General features: G+C 67.8%; 15 protein-coding genes and 1 pseudogene. 12 read left to right on the top strand and 4 right to left on the bottom strand.

The annotated features are described in order from the left end of the window. Positions 1 to 64: 64 nt before the first annotated feature. The 4 genes and pseudogenes from AC1RWI_RS25505 to AC1RWI_RS25490 all read left to right on the top strand — a co-directional run bounded on the left by AC1RWI_RS25505 (position 65) and on the right by AC1RWI_RS25490 (position 4,482). The gene (locus AC1RWI_RS25505; RefSeq protein ID WP_043357483.1) at positions 65 to 1,318 is read left to right on the top strand and encodes an MFS transporter; all 1,254 of its coding nucleotides are present in this window, start codon (positions 65 to 67) and stop codon (positions 1,316 to 1,318) included. 515 nt (positions 1,319 to 1,833) lie between these two features. Then, positions 1,834 to 2,058, top strand: a pseudogene (locus tag AC1RWI_RS25500) (asparagine synthase-related protein); the annotation flags it as partial. Positions 2,059 to 2,289: 231 nt separating this feature from the next. Next, the gene (locus AC1RWI_RS25495) at positions 2,290 to 3,174 is read left to right on the top strand and encodes a mechanosensitive ion channel family protein (RefSeq protein WP_492869552.1); all 885 of its coding nucleotides are present in this window, start codon (positions 2,290 to 2,292) and stop codon (positions 3,172 to 3,174) included. 168 nt (positions 3,175 to 3,342) lie between these two features. Next, positions 3,343 to 4,482 (top strand): porin, encoded by a 1,140-nt coding sequence (locus tag AC1RWI_RS25490; protein ID WP_492869549.1) that lies wholly within the window; start codon positions 3,343 to 3,345, stop codon positions 4,480 to 4,482. 22 nt (positions 4,483 to 4,504) lie between these two features. Here the strand turns inward: AC1RWI_RS25490 and edd are convergent, their stop codons facing one another. After that, entirely contained in the window at positions 4,505 to 6,331 is a 1,827-nt protein-coding gene (gene edd, locus AC1RWI_RS25485) for a phosphogluconate dehydratase (RefSeq protein WP_492869547.1), read from the bottom strand. A 646-nt stretch (positions 6,332 to 6,977) separates the two neighbouring features. On the opposite strand from edd, the gene fusA reads away from it, so the two are divergent. After that, entirely contained in the window at positions 6,978 to 9,005 is a 2,028-nt protein-coding gene (gene fusA / locus AC1RWI_RS25480) for an elongation factor G (protein ID WP_492869545.1), read from the top strand. Position 9,006: 1 nt separating this feature from the next. Here fusA and AC1RWI_RS25475 read toward each other — a convergent pair whose 3' ends face one another. The 3 genes from AC1RWI_RS25475 to AC1RWI_RS25465 form a co-directional block, all read right to left on the bottom strand. Further along, positions 9,007 to 9,711, bottom strand: a complete 705-nt coding sequence (locus AC1RWI_RS25475; RefSeq protein WP_043357476.1) for a glutathione S-transferase N-terminal domain-containing protein — start codon at positions 9,709 to 9,711, stop codon at positions 9,007 to 9,009. Positions 9,712 to 9,818: 107 nt separating this feature from the next. Further along, positions 9,819 to 10,097, bottom strand: a complete 279-nt coding sequence (locus tag AC1RWI_RS25470; protein WP_492869543.1) for a type II toxin-antitoxin system HicA family toxin — start codon at positions 10,095 to 10,097, stop codon at positions 9,819 to 9,821. Positions 10,098 to 10,203: 106 nt separating this feature from the next. After that, on the bottom strand, positions 10,204 to 10,941 hold the full coding sequence (locus tag AC1RWI_RS25465) for a helix-turn-helix domain-containing protein (RefSeq protein WP_043357474.1): 738 nt from the start codon (positions 10,939 to 10,941) through the stop codon (positions 10,204 to 10,206). A gap of 101 nt (positions 10,942 to 11,042) precedes the next feature. Here AC1RWI_RS25465 and AC1RWI_RS25460 point away from each other — a divergent pair, with 101 nt between their 5' ends. The 7 genes from AC1RWI_RS25460 to AC1RWI_RS25430 all read left to right on the top strand — a co-directional run bounded on the left by AC1RWI_RS25460 (position 11,043) and on the right by AC1RWI_RS25430 (position 18,597). Next, positions 11,043 to 11,909: an inositol monophosphatase family protein gene (locus AC1RWI_RS25460; protein ID WP_492869541.1), complete on the top strand. Its 867-nt coding sequence runs from the start codon at positions 11,043 to 11,045 to the stop codon at positions 11,907 to 11,909. Positions 11,910 to 12,279: 370 nt separating this feature from the next. Beyond that, the gene (locus AC1RWI_RS25455) at positions 12,280 to 13,077 is read left to right on the top strand and encodes a PaaX family transcriptional regulator (RefSeq protein WP_043357472.1); all 798 of its coding nucleotides are present in this window, start codon (positions 12,280 to 12,282) and stop codon (positions 13,075 to 13,077) included. Between the two features lie 204 nt (positions 13,078 to 13,281). Beyond that, positions 13,282 to 14,730, top strand: a complete 1,449-nt coding sequence (gene zwf, locus AC1RWI_RS25450; RefSeq protein ID WP_043357470.1) for a glucose-6-phosphate dehydrogenase — start codon at positions 13,282 to 13,284, stop codon at positions 14,728 to 14,730. A gap of 59 nt (positions 14,731 to 14,789) precedes the next feature. Further along, positions 14,790 to 15,470 carry a 6-phosphogluconolactonase gene (pgl, locus tag AC1RWI_RS25445; RefSeq protein WP_492869539.1) on the top strand — a complete coding sequence of 227 codons (681 nt, stop codon included), beginning with the start codon at positions 14,790 to 14,792 and terminating at the stop codon, positions 15,468 to 15,470. After that, complete coding sequence (gene glk / locus AC1RWI_RS25440; protein ID WP_052495223.1) at positions 15,454 to 16,512, top strand: glucokinase; 1,059 nt, start codon at positions 15,454 to 15,456, stop codon at positions 16,510 to 16,512. Before pgl ends, glk begins: the two co-directional genes overlap by 17 nt. A gap of 13 nt (positions 16,513 to 16,525) precedes the next feature. After that, on the top strand, positions 16,526 to 17,224 hold the full coding sequence (locus AC1RWI_RS25435; protein WP_043358660.1) for a response regulator transcription factor: 699 nt from the start codon (positions 16,526 to 16,528) through the stop codon (positions 17,222 to 17,224). Continuing rightward, positions 17,224 to 18,597: an ATP-binding protein gene (locus AC1RWI_RS25430; protein ID WP_492869536.1), complete on the top strand. Its 1,374-nt coding sequence runs from the start codon at positions 17,224 to 17,226 to the stop codon at positions 18,595 to 18,597. The genes AC1RWI_RS25435 and AC1RWI_RS25430 overlap by 1 nt, the downstream gene beginning before the upstream one ends. Positions 18,598 to 18,610 lie beyond the last annotated feature (13 nt).

Raw genomic sequence — 18,610 nt, 5'->3', positions numbered from 1 at the left:
CACGGGCCTCGGATAGAATCCGTCCCAGCTTTGCCCCGCCGCCGCCCCGTCACCACCGCCATCCATGTCCACCCCTGCTTCCGTTCCGGCCCCCGAGCCGGACTCAGTCTTTCGCGACCCTTCATTTCGGCTGTTCTGGTTTGCCCGCCTGTGCACCACCATCGGCTACCAGATCTTTACGGTGGCGGTAGGCTGGCAGATCTACGATCTCACCCGCGACCCGTTCATGCTTGGCATGGTGGGGCTGGTGCAGTTCCTGCCCTCTGTGATGCTGCTGCTGATGTCTGGCCATGTGGCCGACCGCTTTGACCGGCGGCTGATCGTGCGCACCTGCCAGACGCTGGAAGCGCTGATCGCGGTGTCGATGGCGGTGGCGAGCCTGTCGGGCTCGATCACGCGCGATCACATCTTCGTGTTCGTGGCCCTGATCGGTGCCACCCGCGCCTTTGAGACGCCGACGTTGCAGGCGCTGCTGCCCAGCGTGGTCACGCCACGCATGTTTCCGCGCGCGGTGGCGCTGTCCAGCTCCGCCACGCAGACGGCCATCATCATCGGCCCCGCGCTGGGCGGTTTTGCCTACGTGGCCGGCCCGGGCGTCGTCTACGCCATCAGCGCCACGCTGTTCGCCGTGGCCGCCTGCCTGGTCACCGCGCTCAAGCTGCGCCAGGCTGCGCAGCGGCTGACCACGCCGGTGAGCATCGCCACGCTGTTTGCGGGGTTTTCGTACATCCGCGGCCGGCCGGTGCTGCTTGGCGCGATTTCGCTGGATCTCTTTGCCGTGCTGCTGGGCGGCGCCACCGCGCTGCTGCCCATCTACGCGCGCGACATCCTGCATACCGGCCCCTGGGGCCTGGGCCTGCTGCGCTCGTCGCCCGCCATCGGCGCGCTGGCGACCGCGCTGTGGCTCGCCCACCATCCGATGAACCGCCGCGTGGGCCGCGTGATGTTCGGCGCGGTGGCCGTCTTTGGTATGGCGACGATGGTGTTCGGCATCTCGCACTGGCTGCCGCTGTCGATGGCGGCACTGGTCATGCTTGGCGCCTCCGACATGATCAGCGTGGTGGTGCGCTCCACGCTGGTCCAGCTCGATACGCCCGACGATATGCGCGGGCGCGTGGGCGCCGTCAACTCGGTCTTTATCGGGGCGTCCAACCAGCTTGGCGAGTTCGAGTCCGGCGTGACCGCTGCGCTGTTCGGGCCGGTTGGCGCGGTGCTGCTTGGCGGCATCGGCACACTGGTGGTGGTGGTGGTGTGGATGCGCCTGTTCCCCTCGCTGGCCTCGCGCGACCGCTTGCACGATCACCCCGTCACGGCTTGAAATAAGGTCCGGGCCGGCCGGTCCTGGCACCGGCGGGGTGCAACGCCCGTTCTTCCTCCGCACTACCTCCCGCGCACCAAAGCGTACCCAATTCTGCGTGCTCCCACGCAGGGGGCGCGCGCGATTCTCCCCACGTAAAAAGTACTCCCAAGCCCACTCCGGCGAAATTTTTTTCAATCGGGCCCAGCCCTTGCCCACGCAGGGCTGGCGCCGATTCGTCCAGCTGCCGCCGCGCCTCGGGGGGAAACCAATTCCCCCGTCATTTGTCCCTGAATTATTGTCAATTTCATTCAAATGCAGGCAATCACCTGACATCAAGCCGGGCCATCGCCGGCTTTGGCAGTCCGGACGCCGCCAGTGGCAAGAGAGTGACCAAACATGTGTGGCATTGCCGGAGAACTACGCTTTGATCAGGTCATGGCCGACCTGCACGCGCTCGCCGATATGACTCGCGACCAGGCCAAGCGTGGTCCCGATGGAGAGAACCTGTTCGCCAGGGGGCGCGCGCGGTCGGCCATCACCTCACCGTGGTGGACGTGCCGATGGGCGTGCTGTTGTCGGGCGGCGCGGACCCCAGCCTGATCACCGGATTACGCGCAGAAACGGGTACGCCCGACCTGCGCGCCTACGCCATTGGCTTCGAAACCACGGGTGGCGAGGCCAGCGGCGAGTTCCAGCATTCCGACCTGCCGAGCGCGCTGCCCGGCGCCGGCAGTGCCATCGGCCGCGCGCTTTGTTGACCTGCCGTTCCGCCTCAAGGCCTGATGCCACGCTCGTGCGTACCAACCTCTTCCTGAAGTCTTTCGAACCAAACCATGAACCTGCCCACATGCAGACACTGAAGATCGACCCGCTTTACCTCAAAACCACGCTGCCGGACGCGGGGAAACTGGCGCACCGCCGCCGCGACGACGATGCATCCTGAGCCGCGCATGTCCAGCCTTTTCACATTGATCGCCGGAGCCGAATCCATGAACCTGAACTTCATCGAGCCCCACAAGCTGGAAGCAGCCTGGGCGTACCTGCTGCAACTAGTGGTGCAGCAAGGCCTGAACTGCATCGCCGCCATGCTGATCCTGATCCTGGGCTGGTGGCTCTCCGGGCGCGCCCGCGCCGCGGTGCTGCGCGCGTTTGACCGCCCGCGCGTGGACGCCACCTTGCGCCCGATGCTGGCCAGCGTCACGCAGTGGATCGTGCGCGTGATCACGGTGGTGCTGGTGCTGTCGCAATTTGGCGTGCAGACCGCCAGCATCATCGCCATGCTCGGCGCCGCCGGCCTGGCCATCGGACTGGCGTTGCAGGGCACGCTGCAGAACATTGCCGCGGGCATCATGCTGGTGCTGCTGCGGCCGTTTCGCGTGGGCCAGTACATCGACGCGCAGGGTGTGGCCGGCACGGTGCGCGAGACGGGTCTGTTCATGACCGAGCTGACCACCTTCGATGGGGTTTGCCTGCGCGTGCCCAACGGCAAGATCTGGGGCAGTGCCATCACTAACTACAGCGAGAATCCCACCCGCCGGCTCGACATCGAAGTCACCGTCACCTTTGGCGCCGACATCCAGGCCGCGCTCGATGCGCTGCGCGCCATGCTTGCGGCTGAGGGGCGCATCCTGGCGGACCCGGCCTCCGAGGCCATGGTGATCAACTACGCCGCGCAGGGCGTGACGCTCAACGTGCGTTGCTGGGTTGCCGCCGGGGATTACTGGAACGTGCGCTTCGCTTTCTACCACCGCATCAAGCAGGTGCTCGAAGCCGCCGGCTGCGCCATCGCCGTGCCGGTGCAGGAGTGGCGCGTGCCCGAGGACGCGCAAGCAGCCGCGCCCGCCGCGCCGAGTCCCTCGCATCGCCTGAGCTGACGAACCAAGCTCTTCGGCTTGCGCCGGCGGCGATCCCGTTTGGCGGCGAGCGTCCGCGCCGCCATCGGCCTTTGTCTGTCTCCCGCCCCCTTGGGGTCTTCACCGGTATCCGCGTTTCGCTGCGCCACGCGGCGGAACACGGCATGCCTTCAATCTCCGGAATTGGATTTGCTGCCTGCATACAAGCTCGAACTGAACCCCATCGCGCGCAAGCCGCTCAACTTGCGCAACGTCTCTCCTGCCAATAAAGGCATCTCCCATAGTGCGCCGCGCGCAAGGCTCGCGCGGTGCCTGCCGGCGCTGGCCTGCGCCGCCGTGCTTGCCCCTGCCGCACCGACCGCGCACGCGCAGGGCAGCCTCACGCTGTACGGGTTTGCCGACGTCGGCATCTTCCGTCCCGCGCCTGGCCAGCCCATTGTGCTCGGCACCATGCAGCGCAGCTTCATCGGCCTGCGCGGCAGCGAGACCCTGGCCCCCGGCTGGGCCGCTACCTTGAACCTGCAAACGCGCTTCGACATGGGCAATGGCCGGCTCGAAGCCAGCGGCGCCACGCCGTACTTCCAGGGCGAATCCACGATTGGCATCCAGTCGCCTTATGGCGATCTGCGCGTTGGCCGTGCGCTGACGCCGATGTGGCAATACGACTGGCAGTACGACAGCTGGGACAATTTCAACCGCGTGAGTTCCGTGGCGTGGTACGTGTACCACCCGTCCTATCGCACCGACCCGTATCACAATGGCCCCGCGGGCGAATACTCGCGCCTGAACAACGGCGTGTTCTACGACTCGCCGAAATGGGGCGGGATGCACGTGCACGTATCCGCCGGCGTGGAGAAGAACGAAACGCCGGACGCCGCCGGCAACCGGGACCGCACGCGGCCGCTGGCGGCCTCGCTCAACTACGACGGCGGGCCCTGGTCGGCCATGCTGACGGCGGAGCGCAATTCGGCTTATGACAACACGTGGTTCGCGGGGCTGGCCTACGCGTTCACCAAGGTGCGGCTGATGGCCTCGTATAGCCAGACCCATCTAAGCGCCGCGAGCCAGGCCTTCCTCGGCGACGCCAGCGCCAGGCGCAGCGCCGCCACGCTTGGCGTCAACTGGCGCGTGGGCGCCTATACGCTGAAGCTTTCGGGCGCGCGCGATTTCCAGGGCTATGGCACGGTGGGCGTGACCGACTACGCAACCGGCGGGGTGGACTATGCGCTATCGAAGCGCACCACGCTGTATGGCGCGGTGTCGTATCGCCACAGTCGCTACGCAGGTGGCGGCACCGGGTTCGGTGCCGGCATCAGCCATAGCTTCTAAGCCGCACACTAGCTACCTCCCGTCAGCCTTCCTCGGCAAACAGCGAGCAGGCCCCCGCCTCCGCCGTGCTCACGTGACGGCGGAAATTGGCGAACAGGTCGCGCCCCACGCCGTGCCGGTTGGCTGAGAGGTCGGGCGGCGTCACCGAGCGCGCGGCCCATTCCGCTTGCGGCACCAGCACCGTGAGCACACCCGCATGCGCGTCCACGCGCATCGGGTCGCCATCGCGCACGCGGGCGATGCCGCCGCCGCTCAATGCCTCGGGGCATACATGGATGGCGGCCGGCACCTTGCCCGACGCGCCAGACATGCGTCCGTCCGTTACCAGCGCCACGTGAAAGCCGCGGTCCTGCAGCACGGTCAGCGTGGGGGTGAGCTTGTGCAGCTCCGGCATGCCGCAGGCGGCCGGTCCTTGCCATGGCAGCACCGCGACAAAGTCACGCTCCAGCTCGCCGCGCTTGAACGCTTCGATCAGCGCGTCTTGCGTGTGGAACACCAGCGCCGGGGCTTGCACGATGTGGTGCTCGGGCTTGACCGCCGAGATCTTCAGCACGGCACGGCCGATATTGCCGTCGAGCAGCCTGATGCCGCCTTCCGGCGCGAAAGGCTGGCCGGCGGCGCGCACGATGGTGTCGTCCAGCGGCGCTTCGGGCCCGTCGATCCAGGTGAGCTGGCCATCGCGCAGCACCGGCTCGCGCGTGTAGTCGGCCAGGCCCTTGCCGACCACGGTGGTCACGTCGTCGTGCAGCAGGCCAAGCTGCAGCAAGCCGCGAATCACCAGCCCGAGTCCACCGGCGGCCTGGAACTGGTTTACATCCGCGCTGCCGTTCGGATACACGCGCGCCAGCAGCGGTACCACTTCCGATAGCTCGGCAAAATCGTCCCAGCCCAGCATGATGCCCGCGGTGCGCGCCATCGCCACCAGATGCAACGTATGGTTGGTGGAGCCGCCGGTGGCGAGCAGACCGACGATGCCATTGACGAAGGCGCGCTCGTCGAGCACGTCCGCCACCGGCGTATAGCGATCGCCGCCATGCACAAGGCGTAGCGCCTGACGCGCGGATTCGCGCGTGAGGGCTTCGCGCAGCGGCGTGTTGGGATTGACGAAGGCGGTGCCGGGCAGGTGCAGGCCCATGATCTCCATCAGCATCTGGTTGGAGTTGGCGGTGCCGTAGAAGGTGCAGGTGCCCGGGCCGTGATACGACTGGCTCTCTGCCTCGAGCAACTCCGCGCGGCTGAGCTTGCCCTCGGCATAGCGCTGGCGCACGCGCGCCTTTTCCTCGTTGCCGATGCCGGTGGTCATGGGGCCGCCTGGCACGAAGATGGCGGGCAGGTGGCCGAACGACAGCGCGCCCATCACCAGCCCCGGCACGATCTTGTCGCACACGCCGAGGTACAGCGCGCCGTCGAACATCTGGTGCGACAGCGCCACCGCGGTGGATAGCGCAATCACGTCACGCGAGAACAGCGAGAGATCCATGCCGTCCTGGCCCTGCGTCACGCCATCGCACATGGCGGGCGTGCCGCCGGCGAATTGCGCGGTGCCGCCCGCCTCCAGCGCGGCTTCCTTGAGCCATTGCGGATACTCCGCCAGGGGCTGGTGCGCCGACAGCATGTCGTTGTAGGAGGAGACGATGGCGAGGTTGGGGCGCTCCTGCGCCTTCAGGCGGATCTTGGCCTGCTCGGGCATGGCTGCCACGGCGTGCGCCAGGTTGGTACACGAGAGCTGCGCGCGCTCCACCTTCTGTCCCGCCATGGCGCGGGTGCGATCCATGTAGGTCTGGCGGGTGGCGGCGCTGCGCGCGACGATGCGGGCGGTGACCCGTTCCAGGACTGGGTGACTTGGCATGGGGATCTCCTGCGTGGGTGCCTTTTCAGCCTAGTGCACTTTGGGGAGGGGCGCACGGTTGGTGCGCGGTCGGTGCGCGGCTGGCGCAAGTATGAGCCGCTGCACGTTTGCTCCACAAGTGCTAGACTCCGCTGCATTCTCTGGAGTCCAAACGACATGAAGCAAGCAGCGCAACGCCCTGCCATCGCAGCGTTTGCCGCGGCACCCGACGGTGAACGCGTGCTGCTGGCTATTCACGTCTAGTCTTCCGAGCGTCCCGCCCGGAAGGCTGCAAGGCCAGTTCCGGGAACGACGAAACCGATCATCGCCAACCCCGGACGGCCCGCAGGCCCGCCGGGGTTTTGTTTTTTTGTTTCGCCACCATCTGAGACGCCATGCGTACCTACGACAAGTTGATTGCCACGATTCAAACCGGCCAAGGGAACGGGGGCTTGCGCTCGTCCCTTGGTGCGGTAACGGCGTCGTCTGGCGTAGTCACCGAGACCATTGCGTGCCGCATGCGGCATGCCGGCGCCGCCTCGCAAGCGATCCCATAGCCTCCAGGCTGCAGATGCAGTCCGGGAGGCCTCGCAGATCGCCTCCCAGGGACCACGAACACCCTGGCAGGCACGCACCCGCCAGGGTGTTTGCATTCAGGCAGCCCATCATGGAAAGCAGAAACGAAAGCAGGAAACTCAGGAACATCGGCATCATTGCCCACGTGGACGCGGGCAAGACCACTACGTCGGAACGCATCCTGTTCTACACCGGTGCCAGCCACCGGCTGGGCGAGGTGCATGACGGCGCCGCCACCATGGATTTCGATCCACAGGAGCAGGCGCGCGGCATCACCATCAACAGCGCGGCCACCACCGTGTTCTGGCACGGGCACCAGATCAACCTGATCGATACCCCGGGCCACATCGATTTCAACATCGAGGTGAACCGCTCGCTGCGCGTGCTCGACGGCGCCGTGGTGGTGTTCGACGGCGTGGCCGGCGTGGAGCCGCAGACCGAGACCAACTGGCGCCTGGCGGACCACTACCGCGTGCCCCGCCTCGCCTTCATCAACAAGCTGGACCGCACCGGCGCGGATTTCCTTCGCGTGGCCGGCATGATCGAGGAACGCCTCGGCGTGGTGCCGCTCGTGCTGCAGTTGCCGATCGGCCGCGAAGGCGATTTCCACGGCGTGGTCGATCTCGTCGCCATGCAGGCCCTGCTATGGCAAGGCGGCACGGGCTACGTGACCGATGCCGTGCCGCAGGCGCTGGCGGAGCAGGCCGCGGCCTGGCGCCAGCGTCTGCTGGAGACGCTGGCCGAGCAGGACGATGCATTGCTGGAAGACTACCTGGCGGGCCGCGAGCCGGCCGGTGACGCCTTGCGCGCAGCCATCCGGCGCGCGACCATCAGCGGCGCCGTGGTGCCAGTGCTGGCCGGTTCCGCCTTCAAGAACAAGGGCGTGGAGCCGTTGCTCGATGCCGTGACAGCCTACCTGCCTGCGCCTGGCGAAGCGGGCCGTCATGCAGTGAGCGCGGACGCCGGCCAGCCACTGGTGGCGCTCGCCTTCAAGGTCGTGCACGACGCGCACGGCACGCTGACGTTCGTGCGCGTGTATCGCGGGCGGCTCGCTGCCGGCGACACCGTGCTCAACGCGGGCAGTGGCAAGCGCGAGCGGGTGGCAAGGCTGTACGAGATGCACGCGGACCGCAAGCAGGAGCTGCGGGTTGCCGTGGCCGGCGACATCGTGGCGATAGCGGGCCTCAAGGCCACCATCACCGGCGACACGCTGACGGATCCCGCGCACCCCATGGTGCTGGAGACGATCGACACGCCCAAGCCGGTGATCGACGTGGCCATCGAGCCGAAGAGCCAGTCCGACCAGGCCGGTTTGTCGCGCGGCCTGCAAGTGCTGGTGCAGGAAGATCCGAGCCTGCGCCTGCGCCTGGATCCGCAGAGCGGGCAGACGTTGCTGTCCGGCATGGGCGAGTTGCAGTTGGAGGTCACGCTGGAGAAGCTGCGCACGCGTTTTCACGTCGAGGTCACGGTAGGCCGCCCGCAGGTGGCGTATCGCGAAACGCTGACCCGTGCCGCCGAGGTGCGCTACCTGCATCGCAAGCAGAGCGGTGGCCCGGGACAGTACGCGGAAGTGGTGCTGCGCTTCGAGCCGCTGGCGCGTGGCGAGGGCGTCCGGTTCGAGAGCCGCATCAGCGGTGGCGCGGTGCCGCGCGAGTTTGTGCCGGCGGTGGAGGCCGGCATCCGGCGCGCGGCCGCGCAGGGCGTGCTCGCGGGCTACCCGGTGGTGGATGTCCAGGCCATCTTGCTGGACGGCAGTTATCACGAGCGCGACTCCTCGGCCCTGGCCTTCGAGACCGCGGCCGCGGCCGCCTTGCGTGAAGCCGCGCGGCAGGCTGCGCCCGTGGTGCTGGAGCCGGTGATGAGCGTGGAAGTGGTGACGCCCGCCGATCATGTGGGCGACGTCATCGGCGAACTCCACCGGCGCCGGGGCATGGTGCGCGGGCAATTGCAACGCGGTGGTGGCAACACCACGGTGGTGCAGGCGCATGTGCCGCTGGCCAGCATGTTCGGCTATATCGGCAGCCTGCGCGCGCTGACCTCGGGCCGCGCCAGCTTTGCCATGCAACTCGATCACTATGCCGCGGCACCCGCCGCGGCGGTGGTGGAGATGGCTGACTGATCTAGACGCGCTTCGGGATATCCAGGCCCTTGGCCACGGCGGGACGCGCCAGGAAGGCCTCGAGCGCGCGCGTGACGTGGGGGAAGTCCTCGATGCCGACCAGCTCGCCGGCCTCGTAGAACCCGATCAGGTTGCGCACCCAGGGGAAGGTCGCGATGTCGGCAATCGTGTAGGTGTCGCCCATGATCCAGGCGCGGTTCGCCAGGCGTGCGTTGAGCACGGCCAGCAGGCGCCTGGCTTCCGCGACATAGCGGTCGCGCGGGCGCTTGTCCTCGTATTCCTTGCCGGCGAACTTGTTGAAAAATCCCAGCTGCCCGAACATCGGCCCGATGCCCCCCATCTGGAACATCAGCCACTGGATGGTCTCGTAGCGGCCGGCGGGATCTTGCGGGATGAACTTGCCGCTCTTGTCGGCGAGGTAAAGCAGGATCGCGCCGGACTCGAACAGGGCCAGCGGCTGGTCGCCGGGGCCGTTCGGGTCCAGGATGGCGGGAATCTTGTTGTTGGGGCTGATCGACAGGAACTCCGGCGTGTACTGGTCATTGGTGTCGAAGCGCACCAGGTGCGGCTCGTACGGCAGGCCGGTTTCCTCGAGCATGATCGAGACCTTGACGCCATTGGGCGTGGGCAGCGAATAGAGCTGGATCCGCTCCGGGCGCAAGGCTGGCCATTTATTGGTAACGAGGAAGGCGGAAAGATTGGTCATGGAAATCCGTAGGAATGGATGGGCTGGGGCAATGGCTGGCCCTGGCGGCCGATGAGCATGGCCGTGCCGGGGTTCGCCACGGGGCCTGCCCCGGGGCAAGCGCCGGGTCACTTCGGCTTGTCGTCGCCGTCGGGAGGGGTGATGCCGGCGGCGGCCAGGCAATCGCGCAGGTGCTTGATCTCCTGCTTGGCGCAGACATTGCCATGGTGCGGGTGATGAAGGTAGAACTCATACTCGTTGAGCACCACCCTGAAGCGGGCGCCCTGGATCGGCTCCACCTTCGCGCCGAGTTGCTGCAGCAGCGACTCCACCTCGCGCCAGTGGATGTTGTTGCTGAGCGGGTGACTGAAGATCGACTGCAGGAGGCTGCGGGATTTGTGGCTCATGGCGCGGTCAGGCTTCTTCGGCGGCAATAGCCGTAGCATACAAGAGCGGGTGGGTTGGCGCTTGCTGCACCCGCGAGTGGCCGTGGCCTTGCGCGCCTGTCGCTCCTCAGTCCTTGCCCAGTGCCAGGTAGGCACGCGGCGTGGTGCCGGTGTAACGGCGGAACAGGGCAATGAAGCTGCTGACGCTGGCGTAGCCCAGGCCGAGCGCCACGGCAGTGACGCTTTCGCCTGCCACCAGCCGCTCCATGGCCGCCTGCATGCGCAACTGCTGGCGCCATTGCGCCAGGCTCCAGCCGGTGTCGGCCTGAAAGTGGCGGGTGAGCGTGCGGCGGGCCATGCCGATGCGCGCCGCCCAACCATCCAGGCCGGTGTTGTCGTCCGGGCTGGCCAGCAAGGCGGTGGCCATGCGCAGCAGGCGCGGTTCCTGGGGCATGGGCAGGAACAGCGTTTGTGCCGGCTGGCGGATGAAGTCATCGGCGAAGACCGCCAGGTAATGCGCAAGCACCGGCCCGCACGGCGGCTCGGCTTGCGCCAGCGTGTCGAGCAGCGCGGCCAGCAGCGGCGACAGGCGTACCACTTTGAGGGTTTCCGGCATGGCGGCGCGGCTCCACGCCTCGTCGAAATACAGGCTCATTCCGGCCATCGCGCCATGGATGTGCGCACCGTGCGATGCATACGGCGGCACCCAGCCGATGCAGCCGGTCGGCATCAGCCAGCGCCCGCCGCCGGCCTCGATGCTGACCACGCCGGACTTCACCGTGAACAGCTGACCCTCGGCATGCGCATGCGGTACCTGTTCCCGGGCGGCTTCATGCGCGATCGGTCGGATTTCTCGTAGCGACATCGGTTTGGCCCGTTTCGAATATAAGTTGGCATTTTATCGTTAGATGGCAATGCGGCGAGTGCCTAGACTGGCTGCTCCAACCCAACCAGGAGCGATGCACTGTGAATGCCGACACCAAGACCAACGTCAACGTCAACACTCAGCTCCTCTCCGAACGTCTCAGCCAGCCCGTGGCGGCTGTGCTTGATAGCCTGAGCGCCTTGCTCGCCCAGCAAGGCCGGCTGCTGCGTACGCAGCAGCCACGCAGCGCTCCTGCTGACTTCCAGGCCCTGCGGGCGGCGTTCGAGCAGCACAGCGGCGCCGTCGGCTCGACGCTGAAAAGGGCCTTGCTGGAGCGCTGGCCGCAGATTCCGTTCTCCGACAAGGAACTGGAGAGCGGCGAGCAGCAGGCACCGGAGCATGCCGACGCTTACTGGGTTTGCGACCCCATCGATGGTGCCCTGCACTACCTGAGCGGCATGCCGGGCTGGACCATTGCACTGTGCCTGGTGGTAGAAGGGGTGCCAGCACTGGCGCTGGTGCATGACCCGGCCACCGGGCGGACGTATCGGGCGGTGGCCGGCCAGGGCGCCGATTGCGACGGGGCGCCATTGCGCGCCAACGCGCGTGGGGAGCTGGCCTCGGCGCTGATCGCCACGGCACATCCCAACTGGCCTGGGCAGGTGCGTAACGATACCGCGGCTTTTCTGGATCGCTTTGGCCGTTTGTTGCCGCAGGTGTTCGGGCAGCGCGTATACGGTCCCACGTCGTTGTTGCTGGCGCTGGTTGCCGGTGGCGCGCTGGACGGCTACTGGGAGTGCGGGCAGGATTACTACGACTGGTTGCCAGGCGTGTTGCTGGTGACCGAGGCGGGTGGCGTGGTAACCGCGCTGGATGGCAAGCCGTTTACGTGGGGGTGCCAGGGGATCGTGGCCGCCGGGCCGGCCATGCATGCTGGCTTGCGTTCGGCGCTGGCCCGACAGGGCTGATTTCGCTGCCATTGCATCCCGCCCTGGCTACGCAGAAACGGGTACGCTTTGCCGAGCCGGGGCGTGTTCGCCCCGCCCCCGTCCTGCCCCCGGGGATGCCCTCCTCGAACACGATCGGCGTTGCGCTTGTCGGCGCGGTCCAGAATGACGGTGAGGACCGGGCCGGCTGGGTTTACTATTTACTATCCATGCGCGCATCCTCGGTGCCTGCGCCTGGCAAGGGCGAATCGTACGAATCGGGTACTTTCTAGGTGTTTTTCCACATGCATAAATATTTCATAAAATGATATATTTGTGCCAAGAAAAGAAATATTTCTGGTTTACCCTTCGCGGCATCCTTTACCGCCTACGTTGCTCCCGCTTTCGACCCATGCATGAAATAGAGATCCGCGAGCCCTCGGCGACCGACCTGGTCCTGGACCTGCTCTACGGCCTTCCGGAGCGTACCCTGCCGGTGCAGGCGCTGGCGCGCGGCGCCGAGGTGATGGGCATCGGCACGCCCAGCGTGCGGGTGGCGCTGACGCGCCTGCAGCGCCAGGGCCGCATCGTCAAGACGGAGCGTGGCTGCTACGCGGTGCTGGCGGAAGGCAACCCGGTCTACGACGAGGTAGAGCACTGGTTCGAAAAAGAGAGCCGGCTGGGGCACTGGGCCGGCGACTGGCTGGTGGTGCAAGACGCCGCCGTGGCGCGCAGCGAGAAGACCGCCTGGCGCCACCATGCGCGTGCGCTGTCGTTGTCCGGCTTTCGGGTGCTGGCCGCTGGCATCAACGTGCGCCCGGACAATCTCGCGGGCGGCGCCCCGGCCATGCGCGCAGCGCTGTCCCGGCTCGGCATGGCCAGCGCCAGCCTGCTCTTTGTGGGCCGCGAGTTCGACGCCGATGCCGCCGCGCGCATGGCCCGGTTGTGGGATGTGCCGGCGCTGCAATCCGCGTACCGCCGCGCGCTGGCGCAACTTGAGCGCAGCCAGGCCAAGCTGGCGCGCATGGCGCCGGATGCCGGCGCGCGCGAGGCCATGCTGGTGGGCCGCGCCATCATCCGCGCCATCGTGCGCGATCCGCTGCTGCCCGAGGCCATCATGGACCCGGCGCCCCGCCGCGCCCTGATCGAGGCCACGCGCGCCTACCAGCTCCAGGCTCGCGGCCTGTGGGTGGGGCTGCTGCTCGGCTAGTGCGCAGGCGGCAAACCTCCGGGGCCGCGCCGAGCGTTCCACGCCTCGCCAAGCGGCGGCGACTCAACTAAACTGGCCGGAACTTATGCGGCGCACCGCGGCACTCGGAAAAGTGACGCGCGCTGGTGTTCCTGGAACCCCGCGGGCCCCGCCGGGCTCTTGCGCCGCACTCACGTTGGCCAAGACAAGGAGTACAGGGTGAGCATGCCCGATTTCGACATGGTGCTGTTCGGCGGCACCGGGGACCTGGCGCGGCGCAAGCTGCTGCCGGCGCTGTTCGATGCACACTGCGCGGGTTTGCTTCATCCCAACGCCCGCATTCTTGCCACTGGCAGCCATCCCCTTTCCACCGAGGACTACGTCGGCTCGCTGGAGCAGAGCGTGCGGCCGGGCCTTGAGCATGCGCCGCCCGAAGCCTGGGCCACCTTCCTTGCGCGCATCAGCTATGTGCAGGCCGATGCCCGCGTTCCCGGGCACTTCGACGCGCTGGCAGCCAAGGTGCTGCAGCGCTCGCCCGAGGTGGTGGTGTGCTATCTCGCCACCGGGCCGCATATCTTTGTCCCCATCTGCGAGCAGCTCGCGCGCACCGGGCTCAATCATCCCAATGTCCGCATCGTCCTGGAGAAGCCGCTCGGGCACGACCTGCATTCGTCCGATGCGATCAACTCGGCCGTGGCGCAGTACTTCGCCGAAGACCAGATCTACCGGATCGACCACTACCTGGGCAAGGAGTCGGTGCAGAACCTGATGGCGATCCGCTTTGGCAACGCGCTGTTCGAGCCGCTGTGGCGCCGCGAATGGGTGCAGGACGTGCAGATCACCATCGCCGAGGAGCTTGGCGTGGAAACACGCGGCGAGTTCTACGACAATACCGGCGCGCTGCGCGACATGGTGCAGAACCACCTGCTGCAACTGCTGTGCATGGTGGCGATGGAGCCGCCCACCAGCCTGTCCGAGGATGCGATTCGAGACGAAAAAATCAAGATCCTCAAGGCGCTCAAGCCCATCACGCCGCAGGACGTGGCCGAGAAAACCGTGCGCGGGCAGTACCGGGCCGGCGCCGTGGGCGGCAAGCCGGTGGTGGGCTACCTGGACGAGAAGGGCATCGCGCCCGACAGCCATACCGAGACCTTTGTCGCCATCAAGGCCGAGATCGCCAACTGGCGCTGGTCCGGCGTGCCGTTCTACCTGCGCACCGGCAAGCGCATGCAGTCGCGCGTGGCGGAGATCGTCATCCACTTGCGCGATGTGCCGCACGCCATCTTCCCGCGCCCGCTGACCTTGTCGCCGCAGAACCGGCTGGTGATCCGGCTGCAACCGGAGGAAAGCATCCGCCTGTATTTCCTGGTCAAGCAGCCGGGCGATACGGTGGCGCTCACGGGCACCTCGCTCGACCTGGACTTCGCCAATTCCTTCAAGGTGCGCCGCGCGGGCGCCTACGAGCGCTTGCTGCTCGATGTCATCCGCGGCCGCCTTGGATTGTTCGTGCGGCGCGACGAGCAGGCGCAGGCGTGGCGCTGGGTCGAGCCCATCATCGATACGTGGGCGGGCAGCACCGTGCCGCCCAAGGCGTATACCGCTGGCACATGGGGCCCGGCTTCCTCCTCCGCGCTGATGTCGCGCGACGGCTCGCTCTGGCACGAAGAGGTGTGAGCCGCGAGCGCTGATCGTTGATCGTTGATAGACCCTCATTCAAACAGGAGACACTGCCCATGCGACGCTACGAACATACCTCGGAGGCGGACTTGGCCGAAGCGATGGCGATCTCGGTAGCCCACGCGCTGGAGATCGCCATCGGCGTGAACGGCTGGGCGGTGCTGGCTGTGTCCGGCGGCCGCTCGCCGGTGGCGATGTTCGAGCGCCTGCGCCATCGCACCATCCGCTGGGATGCGGTCACCATCACGCTGGTCGACGAGCGCGTGGTGCCGCCCGACCATGACGACAGCAACGGCGCGCTGGTGCACCGCCACCTGCTGCGCGAGGCGGCTGGCAAGGCCGCCTTCGTGCCGCTGGTGGCTGACGCCGCCGAAGTGGCGGACCCGGCCAGCGCGGTGGCCCGGCTGAATGCGGCCTGGCGCCAGCCTGACGTGATCGTGCTGGGCATGGGCGAGGACGGCCACACCGCTTCGCTGTTTCCCGAGGCGCCCGAGTTGGAGCAGGCCCTTGCTGAGCCGCAGCCAGGCTATATGGTGACGCATCCGCGCGAGGCGCCGCACGCGCGCATCACGCTGAACCTGGCGGCGCTGCTGGCTGCCGAGCGCGTCTTCGTGTCGTTCGCGGGGCCCGTCAAGACGGCCGTGTTCGCGCGCGCCTGCAAGGGACCCACCCCGGCGCTTCCCATCAGCCTGGTGCTGAGCCGGCACCGGCATGGCACCGATGTCTTCTCGGCCTGACGCCATGCGGCGCTTTCCACGCCTGCTGGGCGATGTCGGCGGCACCAATGTGCGCTTTGCGCTGGAGACCGCGCCGCAGCGCATCGGCCCGGTGACCGCGCTTAAAGTGGCCGATTTCCCCTCGCTCGAGGCTGCCGTGCAGCACTACCTCGGCGGCTTGCCGCCCGGTAGCGCCAGGCCGCGCCACGCGGCCATTGGCCTGGCCAACCCGGTGACCGGCGATCGCGTCAAGCTGACCAATCACGCCTGGGCGTTCTCCATCTCGCAGATGCAGCGCTCGCTGGGCCTGGACCTGCTGCTGGCCATCAACGATTTCACCGCGCTGGCGCTGGGATTACCACACCTTGGCGCGCACGACCTGACGCTGTTGCGCCAGGGCGTGGCCGTGACCGGCGCGCCGCTCGCGCTGGTGGGGCCGGGCACCGGGCTGGGCGTGTCCGGGCTGGTGCCCGCGCGCTCCGGGCCGGCCGTGGCGCTGGCCGGCGAGGGCGGCCATATCGAGCTGATGCCGCAGACCGAAGACGAATGGACCGCGTGGCGCGCGGCCCAGCAGGCCTTCGGCCGTGTCTCCGCCGAGCGTCTGTTGTCGGGCATGGGGCTATCGCTGACCCATGCCGCGTTGCACGCAGAAACGGGTACGCCCCTGGCGCGCCAGCTCGAGCCGGCAGAGGTAACCGAAGGCGCGATCCACCGGCACGACCCACTCTGCGAGCGCGCGCTTGCCGTGTTTTGCGGCTTGCTGGGTTCCGTGGCGGCTGATATTGCGCTGGTACTGGGTGCGCGTGGCGGCGTTTACCTGGGCGGCGGCATCGTGCCGCGCTTCGTGCCCGCGCTGCGCAACTCCGCGTTCAACGCGCGCTTTACCGCCAAGGGGCGGTTGAGCGCGTACCTGGAAAGCCTGCCGGTTTACGTGATCAACGCGCAGTACCCAGCGCTGCCCGGACTGGCGCAGGCACTGGAGGAAGCGATCACGCACGGCGCCGGCGGCGATGCCGGCGGCGCCGGCCGAGCCAATCCGCGCAACCAACCTAATCCTGCCTGACCCGGACCTGACCATGCGAGTGTTGCTGGTGGAAGACGACGCCATGATCGGCGATAGCGTAAAGCTGGCATTGCGCCAGGAAGGCTTCGCGGTGGACTGGGTGCAGGACGGCGAGGCCGGCCTGGCCGCGGCCACCCAGTCGGGCGGCCCCGAGGGCGAGGCCTGCTATGCGCTGATCCTGCTCGACCTGGGCCTGCCGCGCCGCTCCGGGCTGGAGGTGCTCGCCGCGCTGCGCGCGCGTGGCGTGAATACGCCGGTGCTGATCCTGACCGCGCGCGACGCCGTGGCCGATCGCGTGGCGGGGCTGAACGCCGGCGCCGACGACTACCTCGTCAAGCCCTTCGACCTGCAGGAACTGGCCGCGCGCATGCACGCGCTGGTGCGCCGCGCCGAAGGCCGGGCGGAGCCGTTGCTGCGCTATGGCGGCATCGTGATCAATCCCGTGACCCGCGAAGCCACCCTTGACGGCGAGGCGGTGCGCCTGTCGGCGCGCGAGTTCGGCTTGCTCTCGGCGCTGCTGGCGCGGCCCGGCAAGGTGTGGTCGGTGGCGCAGCTGGAGGAGCGCTTGTACGGCTGGGGCGATGAAGTCGGCAGCAACACGGTGGAGGTCTACATCCACGCGCTGCGCAAGAAATTCGGCGCGGGGTTGATCCGCAATATCCGCGGCGTGGGCTATGTGGTGCCCAAGCTCGAATCCGGGAGCGCGGGCTGATGCGTTCGATCCAGAGAACCCTGCTGTGGTGGCTTGCCCTGGGCCTGCTGGCCGGCATCGCCATTGCTACCGCGCTGATCTACGGGCAGGCCCGGCAGGAAGCCAACGCACTGTTCGACTACCAGATGAAGCAGGTGGCCGCCGCGCTGCCCAGCCAGTTTGCCGATCCGGTGATGCCGCCGTTCGTTGCGCAGCAGTCTCCCGGTGCGCCGGGCTCGCCTGGCGACAGCCTGTTCCATGCCGATGAAGACGTGGTGATCCATATCTGGGACGGCTCCGGGCGCAGCCTGTATCTGTCGCACGCGCATCCCGCGTTGCCGCCGCGCGCCGAGCTGGGGTTTTCCAACGTCAAGACCGCGCAGGGCGAATGGCGGATCTACAGCGTGCAGCTCGGGCTCGGCGTGGTGCAGATTGCCCAGCCGATGTCGGCGCGCAGCGAGGTAGCCGCGCGCATGGCGCTGCGCACAGTGGCGCCCCTGCTGTTGCTGCTGCCGTTGATCGGCTGGCTGGTGTGGGTGGCCGTGGGACGTGGCCTGCGGCCCTTGCGCGAGATCGCCGCCGGGGTGCGCCAGCGTGACGCCAACGCTTTGGCCCCGCTGGCGCTCAGCAGCATGCCGGACGAGATCGCGCCGTTGACCGAGGCGCTCAACCAGTTGCTGGCGCGGCTGTCCCACGCCATCGATACCCAGCGCGCCTTCGTGGCTGACGCCGCGCACGCGCTGCGCACACCGCTGGCCGCGCTGCAGTTGCAGGCCCAGCTGGTGGAGCGCGCCGATACGGCCGAGGAGCGGCAGGAGGCCGTGGGCAAGCTGCGCCAGGGGCTGGAGCGGCTCACGCACATGGTGGCCCAGTTGCTCACGCTGGCGCGCCAGGAGCCCGGCGCGGCAGCGCCCCCGCATGAGCCGGTGGACCTGCGCGCGCTGGCGCAAAGCGTGGTGGCGGAGATGACCCAGGCCGCGCTCGACTGTCACATCGACCTTGGGCTCGACGCTGCCGCCGGGCCGGCCGTGGTGCGCGGCGACGTCGATGCGTTGCGCATCCTGTTGACCAATCTGGTCGACAATGCGCTGCGCTATGTGCCGGCAGGCGGCAGGGTCGATGTGCTGGTTGGCCAGGGACGCGCCATGACGGGCGTAAGGGAATCGGGTACCCAGAGCGCGGAACTGATCGTGCAGGACGATGGCCCGGGAATTCCCGCCGCCGAGCGCGAGCGCGTGTTCGACCGCTTTTACCGGGTGCCGGAAGCGCCCACCGGGGGCAGCGGGCTGGGCTTGGCCATCGTGGCGGAGATCGCGCAATCGCATGGCGCGCAGGTCTCGCTGGAAGACGCCGCGCCCGGGCTGCGCGTGCGGGTGGTGTTTCCCGTCGCGTGAGCGCGCGGCGGCG

This window comes from Cupriavidus sp. MPR-AND1C, assembly GCF_058809705.1.
Note: the sequence above shows the minus strand (reverse complement) of the source record. Positions and strands in the feature narration are given on the sequence as shown.

Bases quoted from the DNA above. Each gene is read 5' to 3' on its own strand.
- edd (WP_492869547.1), bottom strand. From the start codon at position 6,331: ATGCCAAGTCACCCAGTCCTGGAACGGGTCACCGCCCGCATCGTCGCG.
- AC1RWI_RS25495 (WP_492869552.1), top strand. From the start codon at position 2,290: ATGAACCTGAACTTCATCGAGCCCCACAAGCTGGAAGCAGCCTGGGCG.
- AC1RWI_RS25435 (WP_043358660.1), top strand. From the start codon at position 16,526: ATGCGAGTGTTGCTGGTGGAAGACGACGCCATGATCGGCGATAGCGTA.
- fusA (WP_492869545.1), top strand. From the start codon at position 6,978: ATGGAAAGCAGAAACGAAAGCAGGAAACTCAGGAACATCGGCATCATT.
- AC1RWI_RS25505 (WP_043357483.1), top strand. From the start codon at position 65: ATGTCCACCCCTGCTTCCGTTCCGGCCCCCGAGCCGGACTCAGTCTTT.
- pgl (WP_492869539.1), top strand. From the start codon at position 14,790: ATGCGACGCTACGAACATACCTCGGAGGCGGACTTGGCCGAAGCGATG.
- AC1RWI_RS25475 (WP_043357476.1), bottom strand. From the start codon at position 9,711: ATGACCAATCTTTCCGCCTTCCTCGTTACCAATAAATGGCCAGCCTTG.
- AC1RWI_RS25430 (WP_492869536.1), top strand. From the start codon at position 17,224: ATGCGTTCGATCCAGAGAACCCTGCTGTGGTGGCTTGCCCTGGGCCTG.
- zwf (WP_043357470.1), top strand. From the start codon at position 13,282: ATGCCCGATTTCGACATGGTGCTGTTCGGCGGCACCGGGGACCTGGCG.
- AC1RWI_RS25455 (WP_043357472.1), top strand. From the start codon at position 12,280: ATGCATGAAATAGAGATCCGCGAGCCCTCGGCGACCGACCTGGTCCTG.
- AC1RWI_RS25465 (WP_043357474.1), bottom strand. From the start codon at position 10,941: ATGTCGCTACGAGAAATCCGACCGATCGCGCATGAAGCCGCCCGGGAA.
- glk (WP_052495223.1), top strand. From the start codon at position 15,454: ATGTCTTCTCGGCCTGACGCCATGCGGCGCTTTCCACGCCTGCTGGGC.
- AC1RWI_RS25470 (WP_492869543.1), bottom strand. From the start codon at position 10,097: ATGAGCCACAAATCCCGCAGCCTCCTGCAGTCGATCTTCAGTCACCCG.